The 24,953-nt window shown below is 74.0% G+C and carries 17 protein-coding genes and 1 riboswitch; of the genes, 7 read left to right on the top strand and 10 right to left on the bottom strand.

Features of this window, described 5'->3' with window-relative positions:
* The first annotated feature begins 257 nt into the window (after positions 1-257).
* Positions 258-1,265 carry a lytic polysaccharide monooxygenase auxiliary activity family 9 protein gene (locus tag AFE02nite_RS11080; RefSeq protein ID WP_034247837.1) on the top strand — a complete coding sequence of 336 codons (1,008 nt, stop codon included), beginning with the start codon at positions 258-260 and terminating at the stop codon, positions 1,263-1,265.
* Positions 1,266-1,350: 85 nt separating this feature from the next.
* On the opposite strand, the gene AFE02nite_RS11075 is transcribed toward AFE02nite_RS11080, so the two are convergent.
* Complete coding sequence (locus AFE02nite_RS11075) at positions 1,351-3,249, bottom strand: DUF4914 family protein (RefSeq protein ID WP_052113915.1); 1,899 nt, start codon at positions 3,247-3,249, stop codon at positions 1,351-1,353.
* Positions 3,250-3,451: 202 nt separating this feature from the next.
* Positions 3,452-4,276, bottom strand: a complete 825-nt coding sequence (locus AFE02nite_RS11070; RefSeq protein ID WP_034247838.1) for an endonuclease VIII — start codon at positions 4,274-4,276, stop codon at positions 3,452-3,454.
* Between the two features lie 114 nt (positions 4,277-4,390).
* Between AFE02nite_RS11070 and AFE02nite_RS11065 the strand changes: the two genes are divergently transcribed.
* The gene (locus AFE02nite_RS11065; RefSeq protein WP_146819637.1) at positions 4,391-5,278 is read left to right on the top strand and encodes a hypothetical protein; all 888 of its coding nucleotides are present in this window, start codon (positions 4,391-4,393) and stop codon (positions 5,276-5,278) included.
* Positions 5,279-5,284: 6 nt separating this feature from the next.
* Here AFE02nite_RS11065 and AFE02nite_RS11060 read toward each other — a convergent pair whose 3' ends face one another.
* Entirely contained in the window at positions 5,285-5,905 is a 621-nt protein-coding gene (locus AFE02nite_RS11060) for an L-threonylcarbamoyladenylate synthase (RefSeq protein ID WP_034249949.1), read from the bottom strand.
* Between the two features lie 142 nt (positions 5,906-6,047).
* Positions 6,048-6,971: a hypothetical protein gene (locus AFE02nite_RS11055; RefSeq protein ID WP_146819636.1), complete on the bottom strand. Its 924-nt coding sequence runs from the start codon at positions 6,969-6,971 to the stop codon at positions 6,048-6,050.
* A gap of 242 nt (positions 6,972-7,213) precedes the next feature.
* Between AFE02nite_RS11055 and AFE02nite_RS17620 the strand changes: the two genes are divergently transcribed.
* Positions 7,214-9,097 (top strand): DUF7937 domain-containing protein, encoded by a 1,884-nt coding sequence (locus tag AFE02nite_RS17620; RefSeq protein ID WP_222594390.1) that lies wholly within the window; start codon positions 7,214-7,216, stop codon positions 9,095-9,097.
* Positions 9,098-9,133: 36 nt separating this feature from the next.
* Here the strand turns inward: AFE02nite_RS17620 and AFE02nite_RS11045 are convergent, their stop codons facing one another.
* From AFE02nite_RS11045 to AFE02nite_RS11035, 3 genes are all read right to left on the bottom strand, one after another.
* Positions 9,134-9,751, bottom strand: a complete 618-nt coding sequence (locus AFE02nite_RS11045; RefSeq protein WP_034245410.1) for a class I SAM-dependent methyltransferase — start codon at positions 9,749-9,751, stop codon at positions 9,134-9,136.
* A 125-nt stretch (positions 9,752-9,876) separates the two neighbouring features.
* Complete coding sequence (locus tag AFE02nite_RS11040; RefSeq protein ID WP_052113614.1) at positions 9,877-10,851, bottom strand: type IV toxin-antitoxin system AbiEi family antitoxin domain-containing protein; 975 nt, start codon at positions 10,849-10,851, stop codon at positions 9,877-9,879.
* A 243-nt stretch (positions 10,852-11,094) separates the two neighbouring features.
* The gene (locus AFE02nite_RS11035) at positions 11,095-13,188 is read right to left on the bottom strand and encodes an elongation factor G (RefSeq protein WP_052113613.1); all 2,094 of its coding nucleotides are present in this window, start codon (positions 13,186-13,188) and stop codon (positions 11,095-11,097) included.
* 391 nt (positions 13,189-13,579) lie between these two features.
* On the opposite strand from AFE02nite_RS11035, the gene AFE02nite_RS11030 reads away from it, so the two are divergent.
* Both AFE02nite_RS11030 and AFE02nite_RS11025 read left to right on the top strand, forming a co-directional pair.
* Positions 13,580-16,060, top strand: coding sequence for a GH36-type glycosyl hydrolase domain-containing protein (locus tag AFE02nite_RS11030; protein ID WP_034245407.1), 2,481 nt, complete (start codon positions 13,580-13,582; stop codon positions 16,058-16,060).
* A complete protein-coding gene (locus AFE02nite_RS11025) occupies positions 16,057-18,486 on the top strand; it encodes a GH36-type glycosyl hydrolase domain-containing protein (RefSeq protein ID WP_034245404.1) in 2,430 nt (809 codons plus the stop codon). The genes AFE02nite_RS11030 and AFE02nite_RS11025 overlap by 4 nt, the downstream gene beginning before the upstream one ends.
* 87 nt (positions 18,487-18,573) lie before the next feature.
* Here the strand turns inward: AFE02nite_RS11025 and AFE02nite_RS11020 are convergent, their stop codons facing one another.
* Complete coding sequence (locus tag AFE02nite_RS11020) at positions 18,574-19,545, bottom strand: FKBP-type peptidyl-prolyl cis-trans isomerase (protein WP_261765582.1); 972 nt, start codon at positions 19,543-19,545, stop codon at positions 18,574-18,576.
* A gap of 154 nt (positions 19,546-19,699) precedes the next feature.
* A riboswitch (SAM riboswitch) is annotated at positions 19,700-19,796 on the top strand.
* Positions 19,797-19,799: 3 nt separating this feature from the next.
* Between AFE02nite_RS11020 and AFE02nite_RS11015 the strand changes: the two genes are divergently transcribed.
* Together AFE02nite_RS11015 and AFE02nite_RS11010 are read left to right on the top strand one after the other, a co-directional pair.
* Positions 19,800-20,744 (top strand): methylenetetrahydrofolate reductase, encoded by a 945-nt coding sequence (locus tag AFE02nite_RS11015; RefSeq protein WP_146819635.1) that lies wholly within the window; start codon positions 19,800-19,802, stop codon positions 20,742-20,744.
* Positions 20,745-20,766: 22 nt separating this feature from the next.
* Positions 20,767-21,861, top strand: coding sequence for a VIT1/CCC1 transporter family protein (locus tag AFE02nite_RS11010; RefSeq protein ID WP_034245396.1), 1,095 nt, complete (start codon positions 20,767-20,769; stop codon positions 21,859-21,861).
* On the opposite strand, the gene AFE02nite_RS11005 is transcribed toward AFE02nite_RS11010, so the two are convergent.
* Together AFE02nite_RS11005 and pgm are read right to left on the bottom strand one after the other, a co-directional pair.
* A complete protein-coding gene (locus AFE02nite_RS11005) occupies positions 21,822-23,075 on the bottom strand; it encodes an MFS transporter (protein WP_186814540.1) in 1,254 nt (417 codons plus the stop codon). The two genes, AFE02nite_RS11010 and AFE02nite_RS11005, sit on opposite strands and share 40 nt — an antisense overlap.
* Positions 23,076-23,251: 176 nt before the next feature.
* Positions 23,252-24,946: a phosphoglucomutase (alpha-D-glucose-1,6-bisphosphate-dependent) gene (pgm, locus tag AFE02nite_RS11000; RefSeq protein WP_034245393.1), complete on the bottom strand. Its 1,695-nt coding sequence runs from the start codon at positions 24,944-24,946 to the stop codon at positions 23,252-23,254.
* Between the last annotated feature and the right edge of the window lie 7 nt (positions 24,947-24,953).

The raw sequence follows: 24,953 nt of genomic DNA, 5'->3' as shown, positions 1-24,953 counted from the left end.
GGCACCCCGGTCGCCGGCCCAGCATGCCGGGTCGGCGACCGGGACACGGCCTCGTCGGCGCTCCCAGGGGCCGGCGAGCAGAGGGGCACCCACCGCGAGGTGGGTGCCCCTTGTCGTTGCGCGGACTGCCGTTCGACATTCCACCGGCCGTGATCGTCTTAAACGGTTCGACGGGGCGACCCCCCGGCCCGGGCGTGTGACCGTGAACGCGCGCCGGCGGCGACGACGCGCCGGTGACCGACACGCAAGGGGGAGGCATGACTGCACGAACACGCGCCCGGTGGGCGCTCGCGGCATCGGTCGGCGCGGCCACCGTGCTCGCCGCCGTCGGACTGGGCGTCCCGGCGACGGCGCACGGGTCCGTCACGGACCCGCCGACGCGCAACTACGGCTGTCTCGAGCGGTGGGGCGACGACCACCTCAACCCGGAGATGGCCGAGCTCGACCCGATGTGCTGGGAGGCGTTCCAGGCCGACCCGAACGCCATGTGGAACTGGAACGGCCTCTACCGCGAGAACGTCGGCGGGCGGCACGAGGAGGTCATCCCGGACGGCCAGCTCTGCAGCGGCGGGCTCACCCAGGACGGCCGCTACGCGGCGATGGACACCCCCGGTCCGTGGACCGCGAAGCCCGTGCCGCACCAGTTCACCCTCACGCTGACCGACGGCGCCAACCACGGCGCCGACTACCTGCGCATCTACGTGTCCAAGCCGGGCTTCGACCCGCTCACCGAGCGCCTCGGCTGGGACGACGTCGACCTCGTCGAGCAGACCGGGTCCTACCCGCCCAGCAGCCCGTACGTCACCGACGTCGACCTGACCGGCTACGAGGGCCGGGCGGTGCTCTTCACGATCTGGCAGGCCAGCCACCTGGACCAGCCGTACTACCTGTGCAGCGACATCGTGATCGGCGACGGCACGGACCCGGGTCCCGACCCGGATCCCGACCCGGACCCGGATCCCGATCCGGACCCCGATCCCGAGCCGGGTGACGGCACCTGCACCGCCGCCGTCACGGTGACGAACTCCTGGCCCGGGGGCTACCAGGCGGAGGTCCGCGTCACGGCGGGCGCCGCGGCGATCAGCGGCTGGAGCACGACCGTGACCGGCGCCTCGATCACGCAGGCGTGGAACGGGACGGCGTCGGGCGCCACCATCACCAACGCGGCCTGGAACGGCTCACTGGCCGCGGGCGCGAGCACGTCGGCGGGCTTCCTGGGCAGCGGCACGCCGGGCTCGCTCTCGGCGACCTGCACCGCCGCCTGAGCCTGGCGGGATCGCCGGCTGAGCCGGGCGGGAACGGCCGACGGCGGCCCTCACCGGAGCAGGTGAGGGCCGCCGTCGTGCGTCGTCAGACCGCCAGCGGGGTCAGGGCGACGTAGTCGTCGATCGTGCCGTCGCGCAGGGCCACCTCGATGATCTGGCGGCCCAGCGGGTCGAGCTCGTCGGTGAGGTACTGCGCCAGCTCGGCCTTGAAGAAGTCCGTGAGCAGGCGCGCGCCCTCGTCGTAGGCCTCCACGCCCACCTGGGACTGCTGGTCGGGGCGCAGGAAGGTCGGCCGGATGAGCTGGCCGTCGATCTTGACCTCCTTGAGCGTGTACCCGAACAGCGGGCACCGCGACGGCACCAGGTGCTCCGGCCGGATGCGGCCCGCGCCGCGCCGGGCGAGGTACTCGCGCGTCAGCCACTGCGCCGCGAAGCCCACGCGGTAGGCGCCCACGTGCTGGTTCGGCGTGAGGACGTACCGCGTGCGCGGGTTGTCCACGATCTGCCGCAGCAGCAGGTTCGCGCCGCCGACCTTGGTGCCGGTCGAGAACGGCCAGAACGAGCCCACGCCCTCCGAGACCAGACCGCCGTGCGCGAGGGTCCGCTCCGCCGAGGCGCTCTCGCCGATCGACGGGTTCTTGTCACCGCGCGGGGCCACCAGCCGCCACAGCCAGGCGAGCGCCGGCGGCACGATGTGCATCATGCCCATGATCCCGTAGCTCGGCGCCAGGCGCGTGCAGGCCGGCATGCGGACGCCGAACGTCCGGACGTCCACCTCCTCCGGCTCGTTCACGACGTCGCCGATGAGCCGCCTCGGCACGACGACGCGCGGGTTGGGGCACGGCTTGCCGTTCTTGTCGAGGATGTGCTCCCACGGCAGGCACGTCGCGTCCGGGATGCCCTCGATGTTGAAGAACACCAGCGGCTCGGCCGGGTGGATGAAGACCTTCTCGAGCGTCACGTCGTCGCCGTAGGACGTGAGGTTGTCCACGCGGACGAACCAGCCGTCCTCGGCGTCGGTGATGACGAGCTTGCCGCCGCTGTTCTGCAGCGACCGGTGGCAGGAGGTCATGTCGTCGGTGACGGGCTCGAGGCGGCTCGTCTCCGAGAGCGTGATGACGTACGGCTCGTCGGTCACCACGTTCGTGCCCAGGAGGATGCGGCCGTCGTCGCGGCGCCGGATCTCCTGGCACATCTCCGACTTGCCGCCGCCCGAGGCGCCCTCGTGCATGACGACGGTCTCGTTCTCGTACGGCGTGGTCACGCGCACGCTCGAGGCGTGCGCCGTGAGCCAGCCCTCCTGCTCGCCGATGTCGAGCAGCACCGAGAACACGCCCTTCTTCGCGGACGGGCCCGGGTACAGGTTGTAGGCGAAGACCTCGTGCAGGCTGCGGGTCCGGTTGTGCACGACGACCTGGCGGCCCTCGAAGTGCGTGTGCCGGAACGGCGGCGCGACGTACAGGATGGATCGCGGCTCGAACGGCCCGATCTCCTCGAACGTCGTCCAGCCCTGCAGGTCCACGAGCGCGAGCGTGAAGAACGACGCGTTGGCCGGCACGATCGCCAGCGACGGGTCGCCGTACTGCAGGCCGCCCGCCTTGAACGGCACGACGACGAGGTCCTGGCCCGCGAGCCAGTCGAGCGTCTGCGTCCGGGTGGGGCCGAACTCCTTGCCGTAGACGTCGCGGAAGCGCGGCTTGTCCGTGGGCAGGTCGTCGCCGATGCGCATGCAGTCCGGGTCCCGGCGGCGCATGTAGTCCTCGGGGTAGTTCACCGCGATGCCGTTCTTGCAGCGCACCACGGTGGCCTCGGTGAAGGGCTGCCCGTCGACGGTGTAGTCGACGGAGAAGGTCGGGCCACCCTTCGGCCCGAGCGCGATCTGGTACAGCTCGGCGCGCGAGGACGGGATGACGAGGCTGCGGGCGCCGTCGAGGACGGCGCGGACGTCGTCCGGCAGGGTCACGCTGGCCAGGCGTCGCGACACGGCAGGCTCCTTGCTCGAGCCGGGATGGCTCGTCCGGGTTGGCCGACGCGCCGCAGTGCCCGCCGTCGGACCGATGCGGCACACCGCTTGACCGGATCATTGCCTGAACCGGCCCTGGCATTGTGGGACCTTCGGGGCGGGCCCGCCCGCATGCTGGCGCGCTTGTCTCGGCTAGTGAGACGCGCGATGCCCTGCCGGCCGGTCAGCCGAGCGGCTGGCAGGCGGGGCAGAGGTAGACCGCGCCGCCGAGGTACTGCTCCTTCACGACCGGTCCGCCGCACCGGCGGCACGGCAGCTCCAGGGTCTTGCGGCTCAGCACCGTGGCGTACCCGCCCGGGCGGCCCAGGAGGTCCCGCTCGGTGTCCCGGCCGCCCCCGGCCGCCATCGCGCGCAGCACCGCGGGCACGGCCGCGACGAGGGCCCGACGGGCGTCGTCGTCCAGGTCCGCGACCTTGCGGCGCGGGTGCACGCCGGCGGTCCACAGGACGTCCTGCAGGACGCCGTTGCCCAGCCCGGGCACGCGCTGCTCGGTCGCGAGCAGCGCCTTCGCCGACAGCCGCTCGGCGCCCTCGGCGGCCAGGAGCGCCCCGGCGTCGAAGCCCTCGGCCAGCGGGGACGGCGCCTCGCGGGCCAGCAGGTAGTAGCGGTTGTCGTTCTCGCCGTCGTGGAACGCCTGGATGCCGCCGTACATCGCGACCGTGACCACCAGCGTCGACCCGTCGTCGATGTCCAGGCGGAGCTGGTGCCGGTCCGGCAGGCGGGCACCCGCGGGGAGCAGTCGCGGGGCGGCGCCCTCCGACAGGACCAGCAGGACGTCGTCGTCCAGCACGAGCTCGAGGTGACCGGCCCACGCCCGGGCCCCCTGGACGGTGCGACCGCCGAGCAGCGCGCCGTACGCCGCGGGGTCGCCGAAGTACCACGTGAACGTGTGCGGCGTGTGCTGCGCCTCGGCGGCGACGACCGTCCGCCCGGCCAGCAGCGTCCCGGCCTGCGCGGCGAGCGCGGCCGCCTCGGGGAGCTCGATCATCGGTCCTCCAACCGTCCAGGCCATGATCGTCCCGGCCGCCGGAGCGACGTGTGCGTTCCGAGGGCGAACGCGGATCCTCGCCCGATGGGAGCGTGTGCACGGCAGAATCTGACCGTGGCCACCGCGTGGGACGACCGTGCGACGACGGGTGCCGGGGCGCCGACCGCGCCGTCGGCCGTCTGGCTCCCGCAGGAGCCGATCCTCGGGCCGCCGCCGCCCCCGGAGGTGCTCGCCGCCGACGCCGCGCCCCTCGCCGGCCCGGCGGCCGCGCACCGACCTGCCGCCCCTGCTGCGCCGGCCGCGTACCCCGGCCTGGCCCCGCTGGCCCACCCGCTGGCGGCCGACCGGTTCACCACCGTCCCCGCGGCCGTCGCCGCGTGGGCGCCCTGGGCCGGGGGCTCCGCGCAGCCCGAGGGGCCCGTGGCGGCCAGCGCCGCGGCCGCCGGGTACCCCGTCGGCACGTCGTCCCGGCCCGAGGCCTGGGTGGGTTCGGCCCCGAACCGGGCGTGGGCGGACGGCGACGACCACCGGCAGAACGCCGTCATCTCTCTGGTCCTCGGGCTCGGCCTGCTGGTCGTCGCTGGGGCGGTGCTCCAGCTGACCCTCTCGACGGGCCTCGGCAGGGTCTGGACCTGGGGCTTCGTCGCCGGCGGCCTGTTCGTCGGACGGGCCGTCTGGTCCTACGCCAGGGCGGTGCGGGCGGGGACCGGCCACGTCGGCGTGCTCGGCTGGGCGCTCGTGGGGGGTGGGGTGCTGGTCGCCGTCCTGGTGGTGGTCACCTCGCTGCGGGCCGCCTACGGGCCCGTCGACGTCGGCGTCGGTGACTGCTTCACCGACGAGGGGCCGGCCGTCCAGGTCGTGGCCTGCTCGCAGCCGCACCAGTACGTGGCCGTCGACGTCGTGACCCGCGTGAACGACTGCCCGGCGTCGGCGAACGTCTTCACCCGCCTGGGCGACGGCGAGCTCGCCTGCCTCGCGCCGGCGGTCCCGGGCGGGGACTGACCGGCGTCAGGCGAAGCGGCTCGGATCCCCGGCGCCCTCGCGGACCACCTCGGGGTAGCCCTCCGACCAGTCGACGACGGTCGTCGGCTGCGTGCCCGTCTCGCCGCCGTCGAGGACGACGTCGACCTGGTGGTCGAGCTCCTCCTTGATCTGCCAGCCGTCCGTCATCGGCTCGTCGTGCCCGGGCAGCAGGAGGGTGCTGGAGAGCAGCGGCTCACCGAGCGCCCGCACCAGGGCCGCGGCCACGGGGTGGTCGACGATCCGCACGCCGACCGTGCGCTTGTGCGCGTGGGCGAGGCGGCGCGGCACGTCCTTCGTCGCCGGGAGGATGAACGTGTACGGGCCCGGCGTCGCCGCCTTGATCGCGCGGAAGGCGACGTTGTCGAGGATCACGTACTGGCCGATCTGCGCGAAGTCCGCGCAGACGAGCGTGAAGTGGTGGCGGTCCCCGAGGTGGCGGATGCGGCGGATCCGGTCGGCCGCGTCATGGCTGTCCATGGCCGCGCCGAGCGCGTAGCACGAGTCGGTCGGGTAGGCGATCAGGGCGCCGTCGCGCAGCAGGGCCACCGTCTGATCGATCGCGCGCGGCTGCGGGTCCTTCGGGTGGACGTCGACGTAGCGAGCCATGAGGGCAGGGTAGGCCCGGCGCCCGTGCGCGCTCGGGCCAATGACCCCCGGGTCGGCGTGACTGCGCAGGTACGCCGACCCGGGGGTCCTACCCGGGGTTCAGTCCCTCGGGAGTCCGATGGTGCCCTCGGCCGCGAGCCCCTCAGCCCTCGGCGGCGACGACGCTCGTCGTGTCGCCGCCCAGCCACTCCGACACGGCGGTGGTGATCGCCTGGCTGTTCTGGAACGTGAGCACGCCGACCAGGACCGCGACGGCGACGCGGCCGGCCACGGCGCGCCACGGCGTGGTCGGTGGCGCTGCGGGCGGGGCGGCGTCGGCGGTCGCGCCCTGGGAGCGGGCGAAGTAGGCCGCGGGCGCGGGGCTCTCCGCCGGCAGGTGCATGGCCTCGGGAGACGGCCGCTGCGACGGCACCGCCGGCAGCGGGCCGGGGGTGGGTGCGGGCGCGGGCGCGGGCCCGTCGAAGGCGAGGGTGAGGGCCCGCGCCGCGTCCTGCACCTCGACGGGCGACAGGCGCTCCTCGAGGCCGGCGAGCAGTCCACCCAGGTGCAGCCGTCCGACCAGGTGGATGCCGTCGAGGCGTTGGGCGGGCATGTCGCGCGGGGTCACGCAGAGCACGCCCGAGACGGACGTCCGGTACTGCGGCGGCAGGATGGCCGAGAGGGCCGCGACGGCGTCGCCGAGGGCGTCCACCTCGCGCTCGCAGCGGTAGCCGCCGTGCCGGAGCACGCCCGCCTCCACGGAGACCGCGCCCGTCCAGATCCGCTCGTCGACCACGACGACGCCACCCGGGCCGACGACGAGGTGCGCGACGGTGCCGGGCGTCGCCTGCTGCCACGTGACCATGCGCAGGTGGTGCCAGCCGTAGGGCGCGAGGAGCTCGATGCTGCGACGGACGAGGTGCTCGCCCTCCGGGGCATCGGGGGACTGCGCGAAGCTCAGGTGGGCGCGCTGCTCGGCGTCGACCGCGGCGAGCTGCTCGGGCGCGAGGCGACGTCCGTGGCCTTCCGTGGCCGGTTCCACCGAGCCCAGGGTGCTGGGCGCACCGGCGTGGTGAGTGATGCTCATCCGTGAGTCCCCTTCTCCGTCACGACCCCTATGACATCGGCAAGGTGTGCTGTGACCGAGAGCGGCCGTTCGGCTGAGATTCGTTCACCTGGGCGTTACGCCGGGCCGCTGGCCTCGCCCGGCTCGTCTCGCTACGTCACGATGGGTCCGATGCGCGGCGCGTCACAGAGCGCCGTGACACGATCGGGACGGCCTGACGAGTGCGGGCGTGCAGACGCGCCGGCGACCCACGGGAGGACGCGATGGCCAAGGCGGACAAGACGGGCGCTGCCGAGCAGCCCGAGCCGACGAGCGCAGCGGTGGAACCGGGCGGCGGCCGGCCCGCGGACGTCGAGCGGGCGGCGGAGCCGGCGGGCGAGCCTGGGGGCGCGCCTGGGGGCGGCCCTGCGGGCGAGCCTGGGGGCGCCGAGCAGCCGACCGCCGTGCTGCCCGTCCAGCCGCCGTACCCCCAGACGGCCCCCCAGGCGGGGTACCCGCAGCAGGGCTACCCGCAGCAGGGGCACGCCCAGCAGGGTTACGCCCAGCAGTCGTACCCGCAGGAGGGTTACCCGCAGCAGGGTTACCCGCAGCAGGGATGGCGGCCCCAGCTGCCCACCTACGGCGGGTGGGAGGACGCGCACGGGTCGCCAACGCCGTCGGGCGCCGTGCGACGGGCGTTCGCCGGGGTGCCGGGCGGCGACGTCGTGCGCGACGCGCTCGCCGCGCTGCTGCTCGTGCTGGGCCTGACGCTCCCCTGGGACTACGGCCTCGACGGGCTCGGGCGGCTCGAGGTCGTCGTGATCACGGCGATCTCGCTGGTGTCGCTGCTCGCGGCCTACCTCGCGCGCGCCGGCGCGTACGGCCCGCGTCTCGACGTGCGGCGGGCGGGGCTGCTGCGGTTCGCGCTGAACGTGCCCTACCTCGTCATGGTGCTGGGCTTCCTCGTCGGCGACGCCTTCGAGGGTGACTCGCCCGAGCTCGTCGGCGGGGTGGGCGCCGGCCTGGCCGTTGGGCTCGCGGGCGCGGTGCTCGCGATGGCGCCGCGTGCCACGGAGCTCGGCGGCGCCAACCCGGTCGACCGCGGGTGGCTCACCGTGCCGGCGGTCATCGGCGGGGTCGCCGCGGTCTGGGTGCTCGCCGGCCTGCTCGTCTTCGTCCTCGGCGACGGGGCGGACTACTACTCGAGCGCCGAGCTCGTGCGCGTCCTGCTCACCGTGCTGCTCGGGCCGGCGGTGCTCGCGCTCGGCGTCGTCGGGCTGCTCCGGCGGGACGAGGGGTGGCGGCTCGCGCTGGCCGCGGTCGCCGCCACGCCGGTCCTGCTGTACCTCGTCGCGGACGCCGGGACCGCACCCGGGGTCCTCGTCGAGTCCGTGCACGCGCTGCCCGGCGGGCTCGTCTTCTGGCCCGCGGTCGCGGCCGCGGCGGCCGCCCCGTCCGCGCGTCGGGCGATGCGGGTGACGCGGGCGCGCTGGGCCGACGCCGCGGGCCGGGTGCTGTCGGTCGCGATCGTCGTGGCAGCCGTGGACCTGCTCGTGAGCCTGCTGACCATCGCCGACAGCGAGGAGGAGGGCCTTTGGGTCGTCCTGACCGTCGTGGCCCTGCTGTACCTCGTGGCCGCGGTCCAGGCCCGGACGTTCCTGCGGGAGGGGCGGCGGGTGTCGCCCGTCGTCGCGCTCGCGGTGGCCGGTGCGCTGTTCCTGCTGGGCGTGGTCGCGGTGCTGCTGCTGCTCGGCAGCGAGTGGAGCGGGGTGACCGAGATCGACCTGCTCCTGGCGCTCGGGCTGCCGGCCGCCTACACCGGGGTGGTGCTGGCGCACCTGTCGCAGGACGCACGGGGCGCCCTGGGCCACCCGGCCGTCGCCGAGCCGCCCGCGTGGGCCGCGCCGCCGTCGTCGCCCGGTGCCGCGGGTGTGGGTGCCGCGGGTGCAGGTGCCGCGGAGCAGGACGCCGCCGTGGCGTACGCCGTCCGGCAGGCGCAGGACCCCGCGACTCCGCAGGCCACCCTGGCCGACCTGGCGACGCGCGTCCCGGCCACCCGGGTGCACATCGCGCGGCACCCGGCCGCGTACCCGGACCTGCTGGACTGGCTGGCGGCGCTCGGCGACCCGGAGGTCTCGCGCGCGGTGGCGGAGCGCCGCGGGGCCTGAGCGGCGCCCTGGCAAGCAGGGCCCGGGCCGAGCGGGTCAGGCGTCGGCGCGCGGGCTGAGGACGGCGACGAGGAAGTCGGCCTGGGGCGTGAACGGCCGCAGGTCCCACGTGGCCAGGGCGACGTCGAGCTCGAGGCCGGCCTCCCGCGCGTCGGCGAAGAAGTGCTCGAACGGGTAGCCGCGTCCCGCCCCGAAGCCGACGACGACGCGGCCGCCGGGCGCCAGGTGCGCGCCCATCCGGCGCAGCACGTCGACCTCGGTTCCCTCGGCGACGAACGTGATGACGTTGCCCGCGCAGAGCACCAGGTCGAACGGCTCGACGCCGTCGGCGAGCAGGTCGAGCTCGGCGAGGTCGCCCACGCGCCAGTCCGGGCCGGGGTGGTCCGCGCGGGCCGCGTCGACGAGCACGGGGTCGACGTCCACCCCGACGACGACGTGCCCGCGCGCGTGCAGCTCCGCGCCCACCCGGCCCGGGCCGCAGCCGGCGTCGAGGATCCGGGCCCCGCGCGGGACCATCGCGTCGACGAGGCGCGCCTCGCCGGCGAGGTCGGCGCCGTCGGCCGCCATCCGGCGGAACCGGTCGACGTACCAGTGCGAGTGGTTCGGGTCGGCCGCGACGCGGGCCTCCCAGCGGGTCGGTCGCTGAGCGCTCATGCCCCCAGTCTCCGCCCTCCGCGCCACTGCCCCGCCGCCGCGCCTCCGCCGTCCGCTCTTCTGCTCGTCTGCGGAGGATTCATCGCGCTTTCCGCGACGAATCCTCCGCAGAACGGTGAGGCTCGTCAGGGGAGAGCGGCGCAGGTCGGGCCGCAGCGGCGGAGGGTTCCCGTCCATCCGCGGGATCGCAGGGCCTCGGCCACCTGGCGCGCGGTCCCGCACGGGTTCCCGGCGACGTGGGCCCACCGGTAGCGGAGCGTCAGCTCCGCACGGGCGATGACGACGGCGTTGTCCCGCCACGTGTCGGCCTCCGTACGTCCCGACGGGTGGGCGAGGCGTCCGTCGAGCTCTGCACGGACCCCGAGGCCGTCGTACCGGACGTCGGAGCGGATCCAGCGGTCGCCGAGCCGCTCCCAGCCTTGGCGCGCGGAGCGTGGCAGGCCGTGCCGTCCTTCGACGTCCCGGTGATAGCGCAGCTCCAGCGGCGACTCAGCACCGTCGGCGACGGCCGCGAGCAGCTCGAGGAGAAGGGCGCGCCGAGTCAGGTGGGGACGCGCGGCGGCTGCGTCGAGGATCAGCTCCGGCCGCGTCCGTGCCCGCACGGCAGCGCAGATCAGACCGACCGCATCATCGTCGGACCGGGCGGCAGCGACCAGGTCCAGCGCCGTCGTGCCCGGGCTCGTGACGGGGAAGCGAGCCACGACCTCGCCGTCGAGCCGCCGACGTCGGTGGAGTCGAACCGTGGGTGCGGCGGCGAGCGTGGACCTCGGCGTCGGCGTGAGGCGGCGCGACTCGGGGACGGAGACGTCCAGGACGCGCGGGGGGCGGAGCACGTAGCCGAGGACGAACCCCGCAGCGGCATGGCTGAGGTGTGCGCCCGCGCCGGCTCGCAGCAGGGCGGCCCGCGCCCAGGTCCGCCAGGGCACCTCGCCCGAGTGCACGACGACGACGCCCGTGAACGCCCGCTGCCACTCGCCTCGGGCCACCCTCCGCCCGACGGCGTCCGCGCTCACCCCGAGGGCGCGCAGCTGGGCGACCGTGAGCACGCCGTCCTGCTGGTCGGCCCTCCGCTTGACGAGGTCGAGCCGGGACGGGTCCACGGGGACAGACCACGCGACGGCGCACGAGGTCCGGCGTCGGGCCCGCCCTGCCTGTGCACGCAGCCCCCTGTGCACGCAGCCCCCTGTGCACGCAGCCCCCTGTGCACGCAGCCCGCCGCCGGATCGCCCGGCCGGTCGTTGATCGACCACTCTGCGGAGGATCCATCGCGAATTCCGCGACGAATCCTCCGCAGAGCTGGATGCGCCGGCCCGGTGCCGGGCCAGAGGGCTGGGACGGGAGGGTCAGTGCTCCTTGGGGTCCTTGGCCTCCTTGGCCGCCGCGGCGACCTTCTCGACCAGGTGGCTCGGCAGCACGTCATAGTGGTCGAACCGCGCGTCGAACGTGCCGCGACCGCCGGTCATCGACCGCAGGTCCATGACGTAGCGGCTGATCTCGGCCTCCGGCACCATCGCCTGGATCTCGCTGATGCCGCCGGGGAGCGAGTCGGTGCCGGCGATCCGCCCGCGCCGCGAGGAGACGTCGCCCATGACGTCGCCCTGCAGCTCCTGCGGGACCCGCACGGTGATGAGCGCCACCGGCTCGAGGATGACCGGGCCGGCCTTGGCCATGGCCTCCTTCAGGCCCATGGACGCGGCCGTGCGGAACGCCATCTCGGAGGAGTCGACGGGGTGGAACTTGCCGTCGTAGCACTCGACCTTCACGTCGACCACGGGGAACCCGTGCACGCCGCCCAGCGCCATCTGCTCCAGGACGCCCTTCTCCACCGCGGGGATGAAGTTGCGCGGGATGGCGCCGCCGACGATCGAGTCGATGAACGCCGAGCCCTCGCCGCGCTCGGCCGCGCTGACCCGCAGCTGGCAGACGGCGTACTGGCCGTGGCCGCCGGACTGCTTCTTGAGCTTGCCCTCGGCCTCGGCGGTGCGCGTGATGGTCTCGCGGTAGGCGATCCGGACGTCCTCGGTCACGACGTTGACGCCGAACTTCCGCGCCAGCCGCTCGAGCGCGACGGCGATGTGCGTGTCGCCGGTGCCGCGCAGGATCGTCTGGCTCCAGTCGTTCCGGTCGATCGCCAGGCTCGGGTCCTCGCCGACCAGCCGCTGCATGGCCGAGGACAGCTTGTCGTCGTCGGCCTGGGTGAGCGGCTTGAGGGCGAGCGCGTACGGCGTCGGGCGCTTGGCGGGGGCGGGCACGTGCACGGTCTGGCCGCGCTTGGCCAGGGTGGAGCCCGTGGGGGTGGCGGCGAGCTTCGCGACGGCGCCGATGTCGCCCGCGACGAGCGACTCGACGTTCGTGTGCTCCTTGCCGCGCATCCGGAACAGGCCGTGCATCCGCTCCTCGGTGCCCGTCACGCCGTTGACCAGCCGGTCCTCGTTTCTCACGGTGCCCGAGAGCACCTTGAACAGCGAGACCTGACCGACGAACGGGTCGGCGACCGTGCGGAACACGTACAGCAGCGGCTCGCCGGCGGGGTCGGCCACGACCTCGGTCTCCGGGCCGTCGGGGGTGCCGGCGCGCACGACGGCGGGGCGGTCCGCGGGCGACGGCGCCAGCTCGCACAGGTAGTCGGCCAGGCGGTCCACGCCGACGCCGGTGAGCGCGGAGCCCACGAGCACGGGGAACTCGGAGCCGTCGCGCACCTCGTGCACGAGGGCCTTCTCGAGCTCGTCGACCGAGGGCACGTCGCCCGAGAGGTAGCGCTCGAGCTGCTCGTCGTCGCCGGAGACGATCTCCTCGGCGACCTCGTCGTGCAGCCGCTTCTCCTCGTCGGCGACCTCGCCGCTGAGCGCCTGCGTGTGGTGGGTGCCGTCGCCGTCGTAGGCGTAGCCCTCCTCGGTGAGCACGTCGGCGACGCCGTGGAAGGCCTCCTCCTCGCCGATCGGCAGCTCGAGGGGCACGAGCCCCGAGCCGAACGTGGCGCGCATCTGCTCCAGCACGCGGTGGAAGTCGGCGCGCGGCTTGTCCTCCTTGGTCAGGAAGACCATCCGCGGGATGCCGAGCTCCTCGCACTGCTTCCAGACGATCTCGGTGCCGACCTCGACCCCGTCGACGGCGCTGACCACGATGAGCGCGAGGTCCGCGACGGACAGGGCGGCGTCGACGCCCGCGGCGAAGTCGGCGTAGCCGGGGGTGTCGATGAGGTTGATCGTGTACTCGCGCCCGTCGGGCGCCTTCCACGGGAACGGGGCGATGGCGGGCGACAGGGAGATGCCGCGCTTGATCTCCTCGGGCTCGGTGTCGCACACCGTCGTGCCCTCTTCGACGCGGCCCAGTCGAGGGACGACCCCAGCCCGGTGCAGGAGGGCTTCGGCGAGGGTCGTCTTGCCTGCGCCGCTGTGGCCCACCAGAGCCACATTCCGGATGGTTGCGGTGTCCATTCTTACTCCTTCGTTGGAGTGGCCCTTTGGGGCAGGGTAGTCAGATGGGACCTGCTGGCAAGGGGACCTACGTCGGTGGCATCCGACGCGCCGCAGCGCGGGCGGCCGGGGCTCGTGGGTGCCGGTCGAGGTCCTTCCCCAGCACTCCTCAACTCCGGTTAGGATGGCGACGACGTGGGAGCGCTCTCGCCCGTGTCCGCCCGCCGGCGCCGAAGCCCCGGGCCGGGCCCGAGGTGCAGCCGGTGCCCCGCCGAGAGAGCATCCGTCGCACCACCCCACGGCACGCCAGCACGTCAGAGCAGCACCCAGAGCACGCCACAGCAGCACCTCAGAGCACACTCAGAGCACGACACCTGCGCACCCACCCAGCACCACGAGAGGGCCTCCTGCCATGCGCTTCGGGCACTTCGACGACGCGACCCGCGAGTACGTCATCACCACCCCGCACACGCCCTACCCGTGGATCAACTACCTCGGCTCCGAGCGGTTCTTCTCGCTGATCAGCCACCAGGCCGGCGGATACTCCTTCTACCGCGACGCGCGGATGCGCCGGATCACGCGGTACCGCTACAACAACGTCCCCACCGACGAGGGCGGGCGCTACCTGTTCGTCAACGACGGCGGCGACGTCTGGACGCCGTCGTACCTGCCGGTGAAGGCCGAGCTCGAGCACTTCGAGGCGCGGCACGGCCTCGGCTACTCGCAGATCACGGGCCAGCGCGGCGGCGTGCGCGTGGAGTCGCTGTTCTTCGTGCCGGTGGACACCGACGCCGAGGTGCAGCGCGTCTCGGTCACCAACACCACCGACGCCCCCAAGTCGCTGCAGCTCTTCTCCTACGTGGAGTTCGCGCTCTGGAACGCGCTCGACGACCAGACGAACTTCCAGCGCAACCTCAACATCGGCGAGGTCGAGGTCGAGCAGGACGGCCCCACCGGCACCGCGATCTACCACCGCACCGAGTACCGCGAGCGCCGCAACCACTACGCCGTCTACGCGGTGAACACGCGCGCGAACGGGTTCGACACCGACCGCGAGTCGTTCGTCGGCCTCTACAACGGCCTGCACGAGCCGGTGGTCCCGACGGCCGGCGCCTCGGCGAACTCGGTCGCGAGCGGCTGGTACCCGATCGCCTCGCACGGCCTCGCCGTCGAGCTCGCCCCGGGCGAGTCGCGCACCTTCGTGTTCGTCCTCGGCTACCTCGAGAACGACGACGACGCCAAGTGGGCCGACGACGCGCACCAGGTCATCAACAAGGCGCCGGCGCACGCGCTCCTCGCGCGCTTCGCCACCACCGAGCAGGCCGACGCCGCGCTCGCCGAGCTGCGCCAGTACTGGACCGACCTGCTGTCGACCTACTCGGTCACCTCGACCGACGAGCGCCTGGACCGCATGGTCAACATCTGGAACCAGTACCAGGTGATGACCACGTTCAACATGTCGCGGTCGGCGTCGTACTTCGAGTCCGGCATCGGGCGGGGCATGGGCTTCCGCGACTCCACCCAGGACCTGCTGGGCTTCGTGCACCTGGTGCCCGAGCGGGCGCGCGAGCGCCTCCTCGACGTCGCGGCGACGCAGTTCCCGGACGGCTCGGCCTACCACCAGTACCAGCCGCTGACGAAGCGCGGGAACCTCGAGGTCGGCTCGGGCTTCAACGACGACCCGATGTGGCTGGTCGCCGCCGTCGCCGCGTACCTGAAGGAGACGGGCGACTTCTCGATCCTCGACGAGCAGGTGCCGTTCGACAACGACGACGCCCTCGCCGACACCCTGTTCGAGCACCTGACGCGCTCGTTCCGGTACACGGTCGACCACCGCGGCCCGCACGGCCTGCCGCTCATCGGGCGCGCGGACTGGAACGACTGCCTCAACCTCAACTGCTTCTCGACGACGCCGGGCGAGTCGTTCCAGACGACGGAGAACAAGGCGGGCGGCGTCGCGGAGTCGGTGTTCATCGCGGCGCAGTTCGTCCTCTACGGCGCCGAGTACGCCGCCATCGCGGAGCATCGCGGCCTGGCCGACGTCGCCGCGGACGCGCGGGCCGCCGTCGAGGAGATGCGCGTCGCCGTCGAGAACCACGGGTGGGACGGCAGCTGGTTCCTGCGGGCGTACGACTACTTCGGTACGCCGATCGGCACGCACGCCGACACCGAGGGCCAGATCTGGATCGAGCCCCAGGGCTTCGCGGTCATGGCAGGCATCGGCGTCGACAGCGACGACCCGACCACGCCGGAGTCGCAGGCCAGCCGCGCCGTCGCCGCGCTGGACTCGGTGCGCGACATGCTCGGGACGCCGCACGGCCTCGTGCTGCAGTACCCCGCGTACCGCACCTACCGGCTGAACATGGGCGAGGTCACGACGTACCCGCCGGGGTACAAGGAGAACGGTGGCATCTTCTGCCACAACAACCCGTGGGTGGTCATCGGTGAGACGGTGCTCGGCCGCGGCGACCGCGCGTTCGACTACTGGACCCGCACGGCGCCCGCGTACCGCGAGGAGATCAGCGAGGTGCACCGCCTCGAGCCGTACGTGTACGCGCAGATGATCGCCGGCAAGGAGGCCCCGCGGCACGGCGAGGCGAAGAACTCCTGGCTCACCGGCACGGCCGCGTGGACGTTCGTCGCGGTCAGCCAGTACCTGCTGGGTGTGCGGACGGACTACGACGGCCTCGTCGTCGACCCGCAGATCGGTCCGTCCGTGCCGGAGTTCACCGTGACCCGTCGCGCCCGCGGCGCGACCTACGTGATCACGGTGAAGAACTCGGGCACGCCGGGTCGCCGCGCGTCGCTCACGGTCGACGGCGCCCCCGTCGAGGGTCGCCTCGTGCCGTACGCGGCCGCCGGCAGCACCGTCCACATCACGGCCGAGCTGTGAGGTACGGCCACTTCGACGACGCCGCCCGCGAGTACGTCATCACGCGGCCGGACACGCCGCGGTCCTGGATCAACTACCTGGGCTCGCGGCTGTACGGCGGCATCGTCACGCAGAACGCCGGCGGCTACTCGTTCTACCGGTCCGGCGGCACGGGCCGCGTGCTGCGGATGCGCTTCAACGGCGTGCCCGTCGACGAGCCGGGTCGCTTCGTCTACCTGCGCGACGACGCCACGGGCGACTACTGGTCGGCCTCCTGGCAGCCGGTGGGCAAGCCGCTCGGGGAGTACGACGCGCGGGTGCGGCACGGTCTGGGCTACTCGGTGTTCGAGGCCGGCTACGCCGGGATCCGCAGCGAACTGACGACGTTCATCCCCGCGGGCCAGGCCTTCGAGTACTGGTCCCTGGAGGTGCACAACCCCGGGCCGGACGCGCGGACCATCTCCGTCTTCTCCTACGCCGAGCTGGCGAACGAGTGGAGCTACCGGCAGGACCTGGAGAACCTCCAGTACAGCCAGTACGTCGTCGTCTGCCGCTACCGCGACGGGATGATCCACCGGCGCAACTCGACGCGTGAGGCGGACAGCGACCTGTGGTTCGCGGTGGCGGGCGCCGACGTCGTCGGCTTCGACACCGACCGCGACGCGTTCCTCGGGCCGTACCACACGCAGGCGAACCCGCTCGCGGTCGAGCGCGGTGAGTGCTCCGGCAGCGAGGCGACCGGCGACAACGCGTGCGCGTCGCTGCAGGTGCGCCTCGAGCTCGCCCCCGGCGAGCGCCGCCAGGTGATCTTCTGCCTCGGCGTCGGGAACCCGGACGAGCCCTGGCGCGACGAGCGCCCGCGCATCGGCGCCCCGGCGGGCGACCCGCCGCTGCCCCCGGGCCGGCAGGTGATGGCCGAGTACGCGACCCCGGAGCGCGTCGCCGCCGAGCTGGCCGCGCTGCGCGCGGAGTGGGCCGAGCGCCTGGGCACGCTCCAGGTCACGACGCCGGACCCGACGCTCGACTCGATGGTCAACGTCTGGCACGCGTACCAGACGCACATGACGTTCAGCTGGTCGCGCGGCGTCTCACTCGTCGAGGCGGGGGACCGGGACGGCCTGGGCTACCGCGACACGGCGCAGGACTGCCTCGCCGTCACGCACGCCATCCCGGCGGCCGTCCGGGAGCGGCTGGACATGCTCCTCACGGCGCAGACGGCCGAGGGCGGCGGGCTGCCCCTGGTCAAGCCGCTCACGCACACCCCGGGCAGCGAGCCGACGCCGGCGCTCGAGCAGTACCGCTCCGACGACGCGCTCTGGCTGCCCATCGCGGTGGCCGCCGTCGTCGGGGAGTCGGGCGACCAGGGGTACCTCGCGCAGGTGCTGCCGTTCGCCGACCACGGCGAGGCGACGGTCCTGGATCACCTGCTGCGCGCGCTCGACTTCTCGCTCGCGCACCGCGGGTCGAACGGGCTCGTGCAGGGCCTGGCGGCCGACTGGAACGACTGCCTGCAGTTCGGCACCACGGGCGAGTCGATGTTCTCCACGTTCCTGCTGGCCAACGGCCTGCGCGTGGTCGGCGAGCTGGCCGCCGCGGCCGGGCGCGACGACGTCGCCGACCGGTGCGCGTCCGGGCTCGCCGAGCTCGCACCCGCGATCGACGCCGCCTGGGACGGCGACTGGTTCATCCGCGGCATCTCCGCCACGGGCGCGGCGCTCGGCTCCGTCGAGGCGGACGAGGGTCGGATCTACCTCGAGCCCAACGTGTGGGCGGCGATCTCCGGGGCGACGTCGCGCGAGCGCGCCGAGCGCGCGATGGACGCGGTGCACGAGCACCTCGCGACCGAGCACGGCGTGGCCCTGTGCGACCCGCCGCACACGCACCCGATGGAGGGCATCGGGCTGTCCCTGCTCGTGTTCCCCCCGGGGCACAAGGAGAACGGCGGCATCTTCTGCCACGCGAACTCGTGGGCGATCGTCGCCGAGGCCGTTCTCGGCCGGGGTGACCGCGCCTACGACTACTACCGCTCCTACCTGCCGGCGAAGGGCGACGGCGACGCCGACCCCCGCCAGGAGGTGCACCAGGCCGAGCCGTACGTCTACAGCCAGTTCACGCACGGCCCGTCGTCGCCGCGGTTCGGTCAGGCGCGCAACCCCTGGCTGACGGGCACGGCGAGCTGGACCTACGTCGCGGTGACCCAGTACCTGCTGGGCGTGCGCCCCGAGGTCGGCGGCCTGCGCGTGGACCCGTGCCTGCCGACGGCGTGGGACGGCTTCGAGATGACGCGCGCCTTCCGGGGCCGCACGGTCCGGGTGCGCGTGCGCAACCCCGAGCACGTGAGCCGCGGCGTGGTGTCCATGGAGGTCGACGGGGTCCCGGTCGTCGGGAACCTCGCGCCGGAGTCGATGCTGCGCGACGGCTCGGTGCTGGACGTCCGCCTCGGCTGACGAGCGCCCGCCGGGCCGCGCGCCCGGAGGTCGCGCCCGGAGGTCGCGCCCGGAGGTGGTGACGCCCTGGCGTCACCACCGTGCCGGTCAGGATGCGTCGAGGATGTCCACGACGAAGATCAGCGTCGCGTCGCCCGGGATGGAGCCGTTGCCGTCGGGGCCGTAGCCGAGGTCCGACGGGATGACCAGGAGCACCTGGCTGCCGACGGTCTTGCCGACCAGGCCCTGGTCCCAGCCGGCGATGACGCGTCCCGCGCCGATCGTCGTCTGGAACGGGGCGCCGTTCTCCCACGAGGAGTCGAACGTCGTGCCGTCCCACAGCCAGCCGGTGTACTGCAGCGTGAGCACCTGCCCGGTCTGGACGGCCGGGCCCGTGCCCTCGATGAGCGTCTGGGCGACGAGCTCGGTGGGCTCGGTCGCGTCGCCGACCTCGATGGACGGCGAGCCGTCCTCGGCGAGGGTCACGGTCGGCAGACCGGCGGGCGGCGCGACGGCCGTCCCGGCGGCGCGACCCGGCACGGCGCCGACGACCTCGAACACGAAGACGGTCGACGGCGTTCCCTCTGCGCCGTCGGTGCCCGGGGTGCCCGGCACGGCGAGCAGGAAGCGCACGCCGACGTTCTGCTCGGCCAGGACGTCGTTCATCGCGGCCGGCATGTTCGGGTCGCCGAGCAGGAAGGCCTGCGGGGCCCCGACGTCCCACGTGGAGCCGGCAGGCTCGCCGGTCGAGCCGTCGACCAGCATGTAGTGCACGCGCAGCAGCTGGCCGTCCGTGATCGGCTCGCCGGCGCCGGGGGTGTCGACGCGGGCGACCGGGGCGGAGACCTCGAACGGCGCGTCGAACGTCACGGTCGGCGCGGAGCCGAGCGGGCCCTCGACGGCGACGGCCGCCAGGGCCGCGAGGTCGGCGGCGCTGGGCGGCTGCTCGCCGGTCGGCTCCGAGGTCGTCGTCGCGGTCGGGGTCGGGCTCTCGGCGGCGTCGCCCGAGTCCGCCTCGTTGCCGCAGGCGGCGAGCAGGAGCGTCGCGGCGAGGACGGCGGCAAGCATGGGTCGGCGCACGGCTGGAGTTCCTCCGGGATCGGGACGGCCCGCGAGACGCACAGGGCCGCAGGGCAGCCTACGTCCGATGACCATGCCCGGTCCTGTGCGTCCGGTGAGCGTCCGGTCAGCGGCCGGGCCGTCGGCGGCCGGACCGCCCCCGCTATGGTGAGGCGTCCCATCACGAGCGGCCGAGAGACCTGGCTCCGCGACGCCGCAGCAACCCGCGCCTGTCCTGCGCGTGCGGGTGCTCCCACCAGGGACGATGGAGCGAGATGACCACCACCAGCGGTGCCGGGCGCCCCGGCCCCACGGGCGTCGCCGCGTGCGTCGCCGACCCCGCGCGGCCCAGCGTGTCCTTCGAGCTGTACCCGCCGCGCACCCCGGCCGGCATGACGTCGATGCAGCGCGCGGTCGAGCAGCTCGCCGCCGTCGGCCCCGACTTCTTCTCGGTGACGTACGGCGCGTCCGGCAGCACCCGGGAGACCTCGCGCGAGGTGGTCCGCTGGCTCAAGGCCAACACCGACGCCGACGTCGTCGCGCACCTGACCTGCGTGGGCGTGCCCTGGGCGGAGCTCCGGCAGACCGCCGAGGGCTTCCTCGAGGAGGGGGTGCGCGACCTGCTCGCCCTCCGGGGCGACCCGCCGCGGGGGGTGGCCACCTGGGAGGCCCACCCCGAGGGGCTGACGTCCGGCAGCGAGCTCGTCGCCCGGCTGCGCGAGCTCGGCCGCGAGCACGCGGTGCCGCTGTCGATCGGGGTGGCGGCGACGCCGTCGGCGGCCTGGGCCGCGCCCGGCCAGAGCGCCGAGCCGGGCCGCGACGACGTGCTCGCGCTGCTGGCGAAGCAGGATGCCGGCGCGGACTACGCGATCACCCAGGTGTTCTTCGAGCCGCAGGTGTACGCGGGGTACGTCGCGGCCGCGCGCGCGGCGGGCGTGCACATCCCCGTGCTGCCCGGCATCGTGCCGCTCGTGGACCCGGCGCGGCTGCGCCGGCTCCAGGAGATCAGCGGGGTGCCGGTGCCACCGGAGATCCTCGTGCGGCTCGACCTGAGCGACGGCGACGAGCGCGTCGTCGTCGGGCGGCGGCTGGGTGTCGGGCTCGTCGAGCGCCTGGTCGAGGCGGGCGCCCCGGGCGTGCACCTGTACACGTTCAACACGCACCTGGCGTCGCTGGACCTGCTCGCCGCGCTGCACCTGCCGGTCCCGCGGCGGGCGTGAGCGCAGGTGGCACGCTAGAACCGTGACGAGCACCACCACCCCCACCCCCGCCGACCTCCGGCGCTGGCGGCGCTACCTCGCCGACGAGCTCGCCGAGGCCGGCGTGTACCGCGACCTGGCCCGCCGCAAGGAGGGCGAGGAGCGCGAGATCCTGCTCGCCCTGTCCGACGCCGAGGGCCGGCACGCCGCGCACTGGCAGGCCCTGCTCGGCGACCGCGCGGGTCGCCTCCCGCGGCCGGGCTTCCGGTTCCGGGTCCTGGCGCTGCTCGCGCGGCGCTTCGGCTCGGTGTTCGTGCTGGCGCTCGCGCAGCGCGCCGAGGTCCGCTCGACCTACGAGGCCGACGTCGACGCGACGGCGCAGATGGCCGCCGACGAGCGCATCCACGCCGAGGTGGTCCGGGCGCTCGCGACGCGCGGCCGCAACCGCCTCGCGGGGAGCTTCCGGGCCGCCGTCTTCGGCGCCAACGACGGCCTGGTGTCCAACGTCGCCCTCATCATGGGCGTCGCCGCGGCCGGCACCGATCGGGGCGTCGTGCTGCTCACCGGCCTCGCCGGGCTCCTGGCCGGCGCCCTGTCCATGGGCGCCGGCGAGTTCATCTCGGTGCGCTCGCAGCGTGAGCTCCTCGCGGCCTCGACGCCGAGCCCCGACGCGATCGAGGCGCTGCCGGACCTCGACGTCGACGCGAACGAGCTGGCGCTGGTCTACCGGGCGCGCGGCATGACGCCGGAGGAGGCGCAGAGGCACGCGGACGAGGTGATGGCCGACATCGTCATCCTCGGAACCGCGAGCCGCCGCTTCCACGCGGACACCGACCCGGACGTCGACCCGCACGAGGCCGTCGGGACCGCGTGGGGCGCGGCGTCGTCGTCGTTCTGCTTCTTCGGGATGGGCGCGGTCATCCCCGTGGTGCCGTACATGTTCGGGCTCGGTGGGGCGACGGCGCTCGTCGTCGCGCTGGTCGCCGTGGGTGTCGCGCTCATGACGACGGGCGCGTTCGTCGGCCTGATCAGCGGTGGGCCGCCTGTGCGTCGGGCGCTGCGGCAGCTCGCCATCGGCTACGGCGCGGCCGCGGTCACCTACGGCTTGGGCGCGTTGTTCGGGACGACCGTCGCCTGAGCGGGGCCGGGGCCGGGCGTCGCGTCGACGTGACCGGCCCGGAGCGTCGGGATCGCGACGAGCGTCGCGAGCACCGCGAAGGCCGCCGACCCGGCGACGACGAGGAACCCGCCGTGCGAGCCCTGGTTGTCGATGGCGCCGCCGGCGGCCGCCGAGCCGATCGACACCCCGACGCCGAGCGCCGTGCCGACCCAGGCCAGCCCCGTGGTGAGCTGGTCGCGGCGCACGAACGACGTGACCAGGCCGTTCCCGTTGACGATCGTCGGCGCGATGGTGAAGCCGGTCACGAACATGACCGCCGCGAGCATCGGCAGGCTGGTCACCACGAAGAACAGCGAGACGCCCGCGGCGAGCGCGAGCACGCCGATGACGAAGCGCCGCCACAGCGGGCTGACCCAGTGCCGCAGGCCGTAGCCGAGGCCGGAGAGCATCGAGCCGCACGCGAAGACCGCGAGCACGAAGCCGGCGGAGGACTTGCTGCCCTGCTCCTCGGCGAACGCGACGGTCGCGACGTCGGTGGCGCCGAAGATCGCGCCGACGGCGGCGAACACGAGGGTGAGCACGATCATCCCGCCCGAGCGCAGGAGCGAGCCCTTCGGGGCGTCGTGCGCGCGCGGCACGACGGGCGGCTCGGTGGCGCGCTGCGACAGGAGCAGCCAGCCGCCGACGAGCACCGCGACCGCGGGCAGCCAGAGGCCGGCGGTGGGCGCGACGGTCGTCGAGAGGACCGTCGCGACGACCGGCCCGACGATGAAGACGAACTCGTCCAGGGCCGACTCCAGGGAGTAGGCCGTGTGGATCGCGCCGGGGTCGCGCAGCACGTACGTCCATCGCGCGCGGACGAGCGCGCCGACGGAGCCGATGCTCGCGCCGGCGACGACCGCCGAGGCGAAGATCCAGCCCGGGTGCGCCTCGAGCCCGATGGCGGCGATCACACCGAAGATCCCCAGGCCCGCGACCCGCAGGGCCGGGTTCATGACCCGCGCCTGGCCGTACCGGTCGACGAGGTGGGCGAGCAGCGGCGCGGCGATCGCGTGCACCACCACGTACACGGCGGTGATCTGGCCCGCCAGGGCGTACGACCCGTAGACCTCGGGTACCGCCAGCACGATGGCGATGCCGACCATGGACATGGGGAGGCGCGCGAGGACGCCCGCAGCGGAGAAGGCCAGGGCGCCCGGGCGCGCGAGAACCTCGCGATAGGGCCGGAGCATGTGCTCCATTGTCCGCCCTCGGACCGACACCCCTGAACCCATGTCCGGGCCCGCCGACCGGGCGCCGTCCCCACCCCACCGTGTGGAGCGTTCGTACCTGGAGTGGAGCGTTCTCGACCGACACGCCGGGCGTGTCGGTCCCGAACGCTCCACTCCGCGGGAGGGGACCCGGGCCGTCAGGTCAGGGCGGCCGTGACCACCTCGCGGGCCGCGGACTGGACCTCGGCCAGGTGCTCGGGGGACACGAACGACTCGGCGTAGATCTTGTAGACGTCCTCGGTGCCCGACGGGCGCGCGGCGAACCACGCGTTCTCGGTCACGACCTTGAGCCCGCCGATCGGGGCGTCGTTCCCCGGCGCCGACGTCAGACGCGCGGTGATCGGCTCGCCCGCGAGCGTGTCCGCGGTGACGCGGTCCGGCGTCAGGCGCGCGAGGGCGGACTTCTGCTCGCGCGTCGCCGGGGCGTCCACGCGGGCGTACCAGGACTGCCCGTGCCGCTCGACGAGGCCCGCGTGCAGCTGCGACGGCGACTGGCCGGTCCGCGCGATGATCTCCGACGCCAGCAGCGCCAGCAGGATGCCGTCCTTGTCGGTGGTCCACACGGTCCCGTCCGAGCGCAGGAACGACGCGCCCGCGGACTCCTCGCCGCCGAACCCGACCGACCCGTCCAGCAGCCCCGGCACGAACCACTTGAACCCGACCGGCACCTCGAGCAGCCGGCGCCCCTGCGCCGCGGCGACCCGGTCGATCAGCGAGGACGACACGAGCGTCTTGCCGATGGCCGTGCCCGCCGGCCAGCCCGGCCGCGCGCCGCCGTACAGGTAGTCGATCGCCACGGCGAGGTAGTGGTTCGGATTCATCAGCCCGGCGTCCGGGGTCACGATGCCGTGGCGGTCGGAGTCGGCGTCGTTGCCGGTCGCGACGTCGAACGGCGCGCTCCCGCCGTCGGTCGCCGCCATCGCCCGGACCAGGGAGGCCATCGCCGACGGCGACGAGCAGTCCATCCGGATCTTGCCGTCCCAGTCGAGCGTCATGAACGCCCACCGCGGGTCGACCGTCGGGTTCACCACCGTCAGGTCGAGCCCGTACCGCTCCCCGATGGCGCCCCAGTAGTCCACGGCCGCGCCGCCCAGCGGGTCCGCGCCGATGCGCACGCCCGCGGCGCGGATGAGGTCGATGTCCAGCACCGACGGCAGGTCGTCCACGTACGCGGACAGGAAGTCGTGCTTGTGCGTCGTGTCCGCGACGAGCGCCGACTCGACGCTGACGCGTCGCACCTGGTCGACGCCCTGGCGCAGGATCTCGTTCGCCCGGCGCGCGATCCACCCCGTCGCGTCGGAGTCCGCCGGCCCGCCGTGGGGCGGGTTGTACTTGAAGCCGCCGTCGCGGGGCGGGTTGTGCGACGGCGTCACCACGATGCCGTCCGCCAGCCCGCTCGCGCCGCCCGACGACGTCGTGCGCACCCCCTCCGCGGTCGTCGCACCGTTGTGCAGCAGGATCGCGTGCGAGACGGCGGGCGTCGGGGTGTACGCGTCCCGCGCGTCGATGCGCACCTCGACGCCGGCCGCGGCGAGCACCTCGAGCGCCGTCCGCCACGCGGGCTCCGACAGCGCGTGGGTGTCGCGGCCGAGGAACAGCGGGCCGTCGGTGCCCTGCGCCCGCCGGTACTCGACGATGGCCGCGGTGGTCGCGACGATGTGCGCCTCGTTGAACGCGGTGTCCAGGCTCGACCCGCGGTGGCCGGACGTGCCGAAGACGACCTGCTGGTCGGGGTTCTCGGGGTCCGGCGTGCGGTCGTAGTAGGCGGCGACGAGCGCGCCCGTGTCGATGAGGTCCTCGGGCAGGGCGACGGTTCCAGCGCGCGGGTGCATGCTCCGA

The organism is Actinotalea fermentans (genome assembly GCF_007991475.1).
Taxonomy (GTDB): Bacteria; Actinomycetota; Actinomycetes; order Actinomycetales; family Cellulomonadaceae; genus Actinotalea; species Actinotalea fermentans.
Note: the sequence above shows the minus strand (reverse complement) of the source record. Positions and strands in the feature narration are given on the sequence as shown.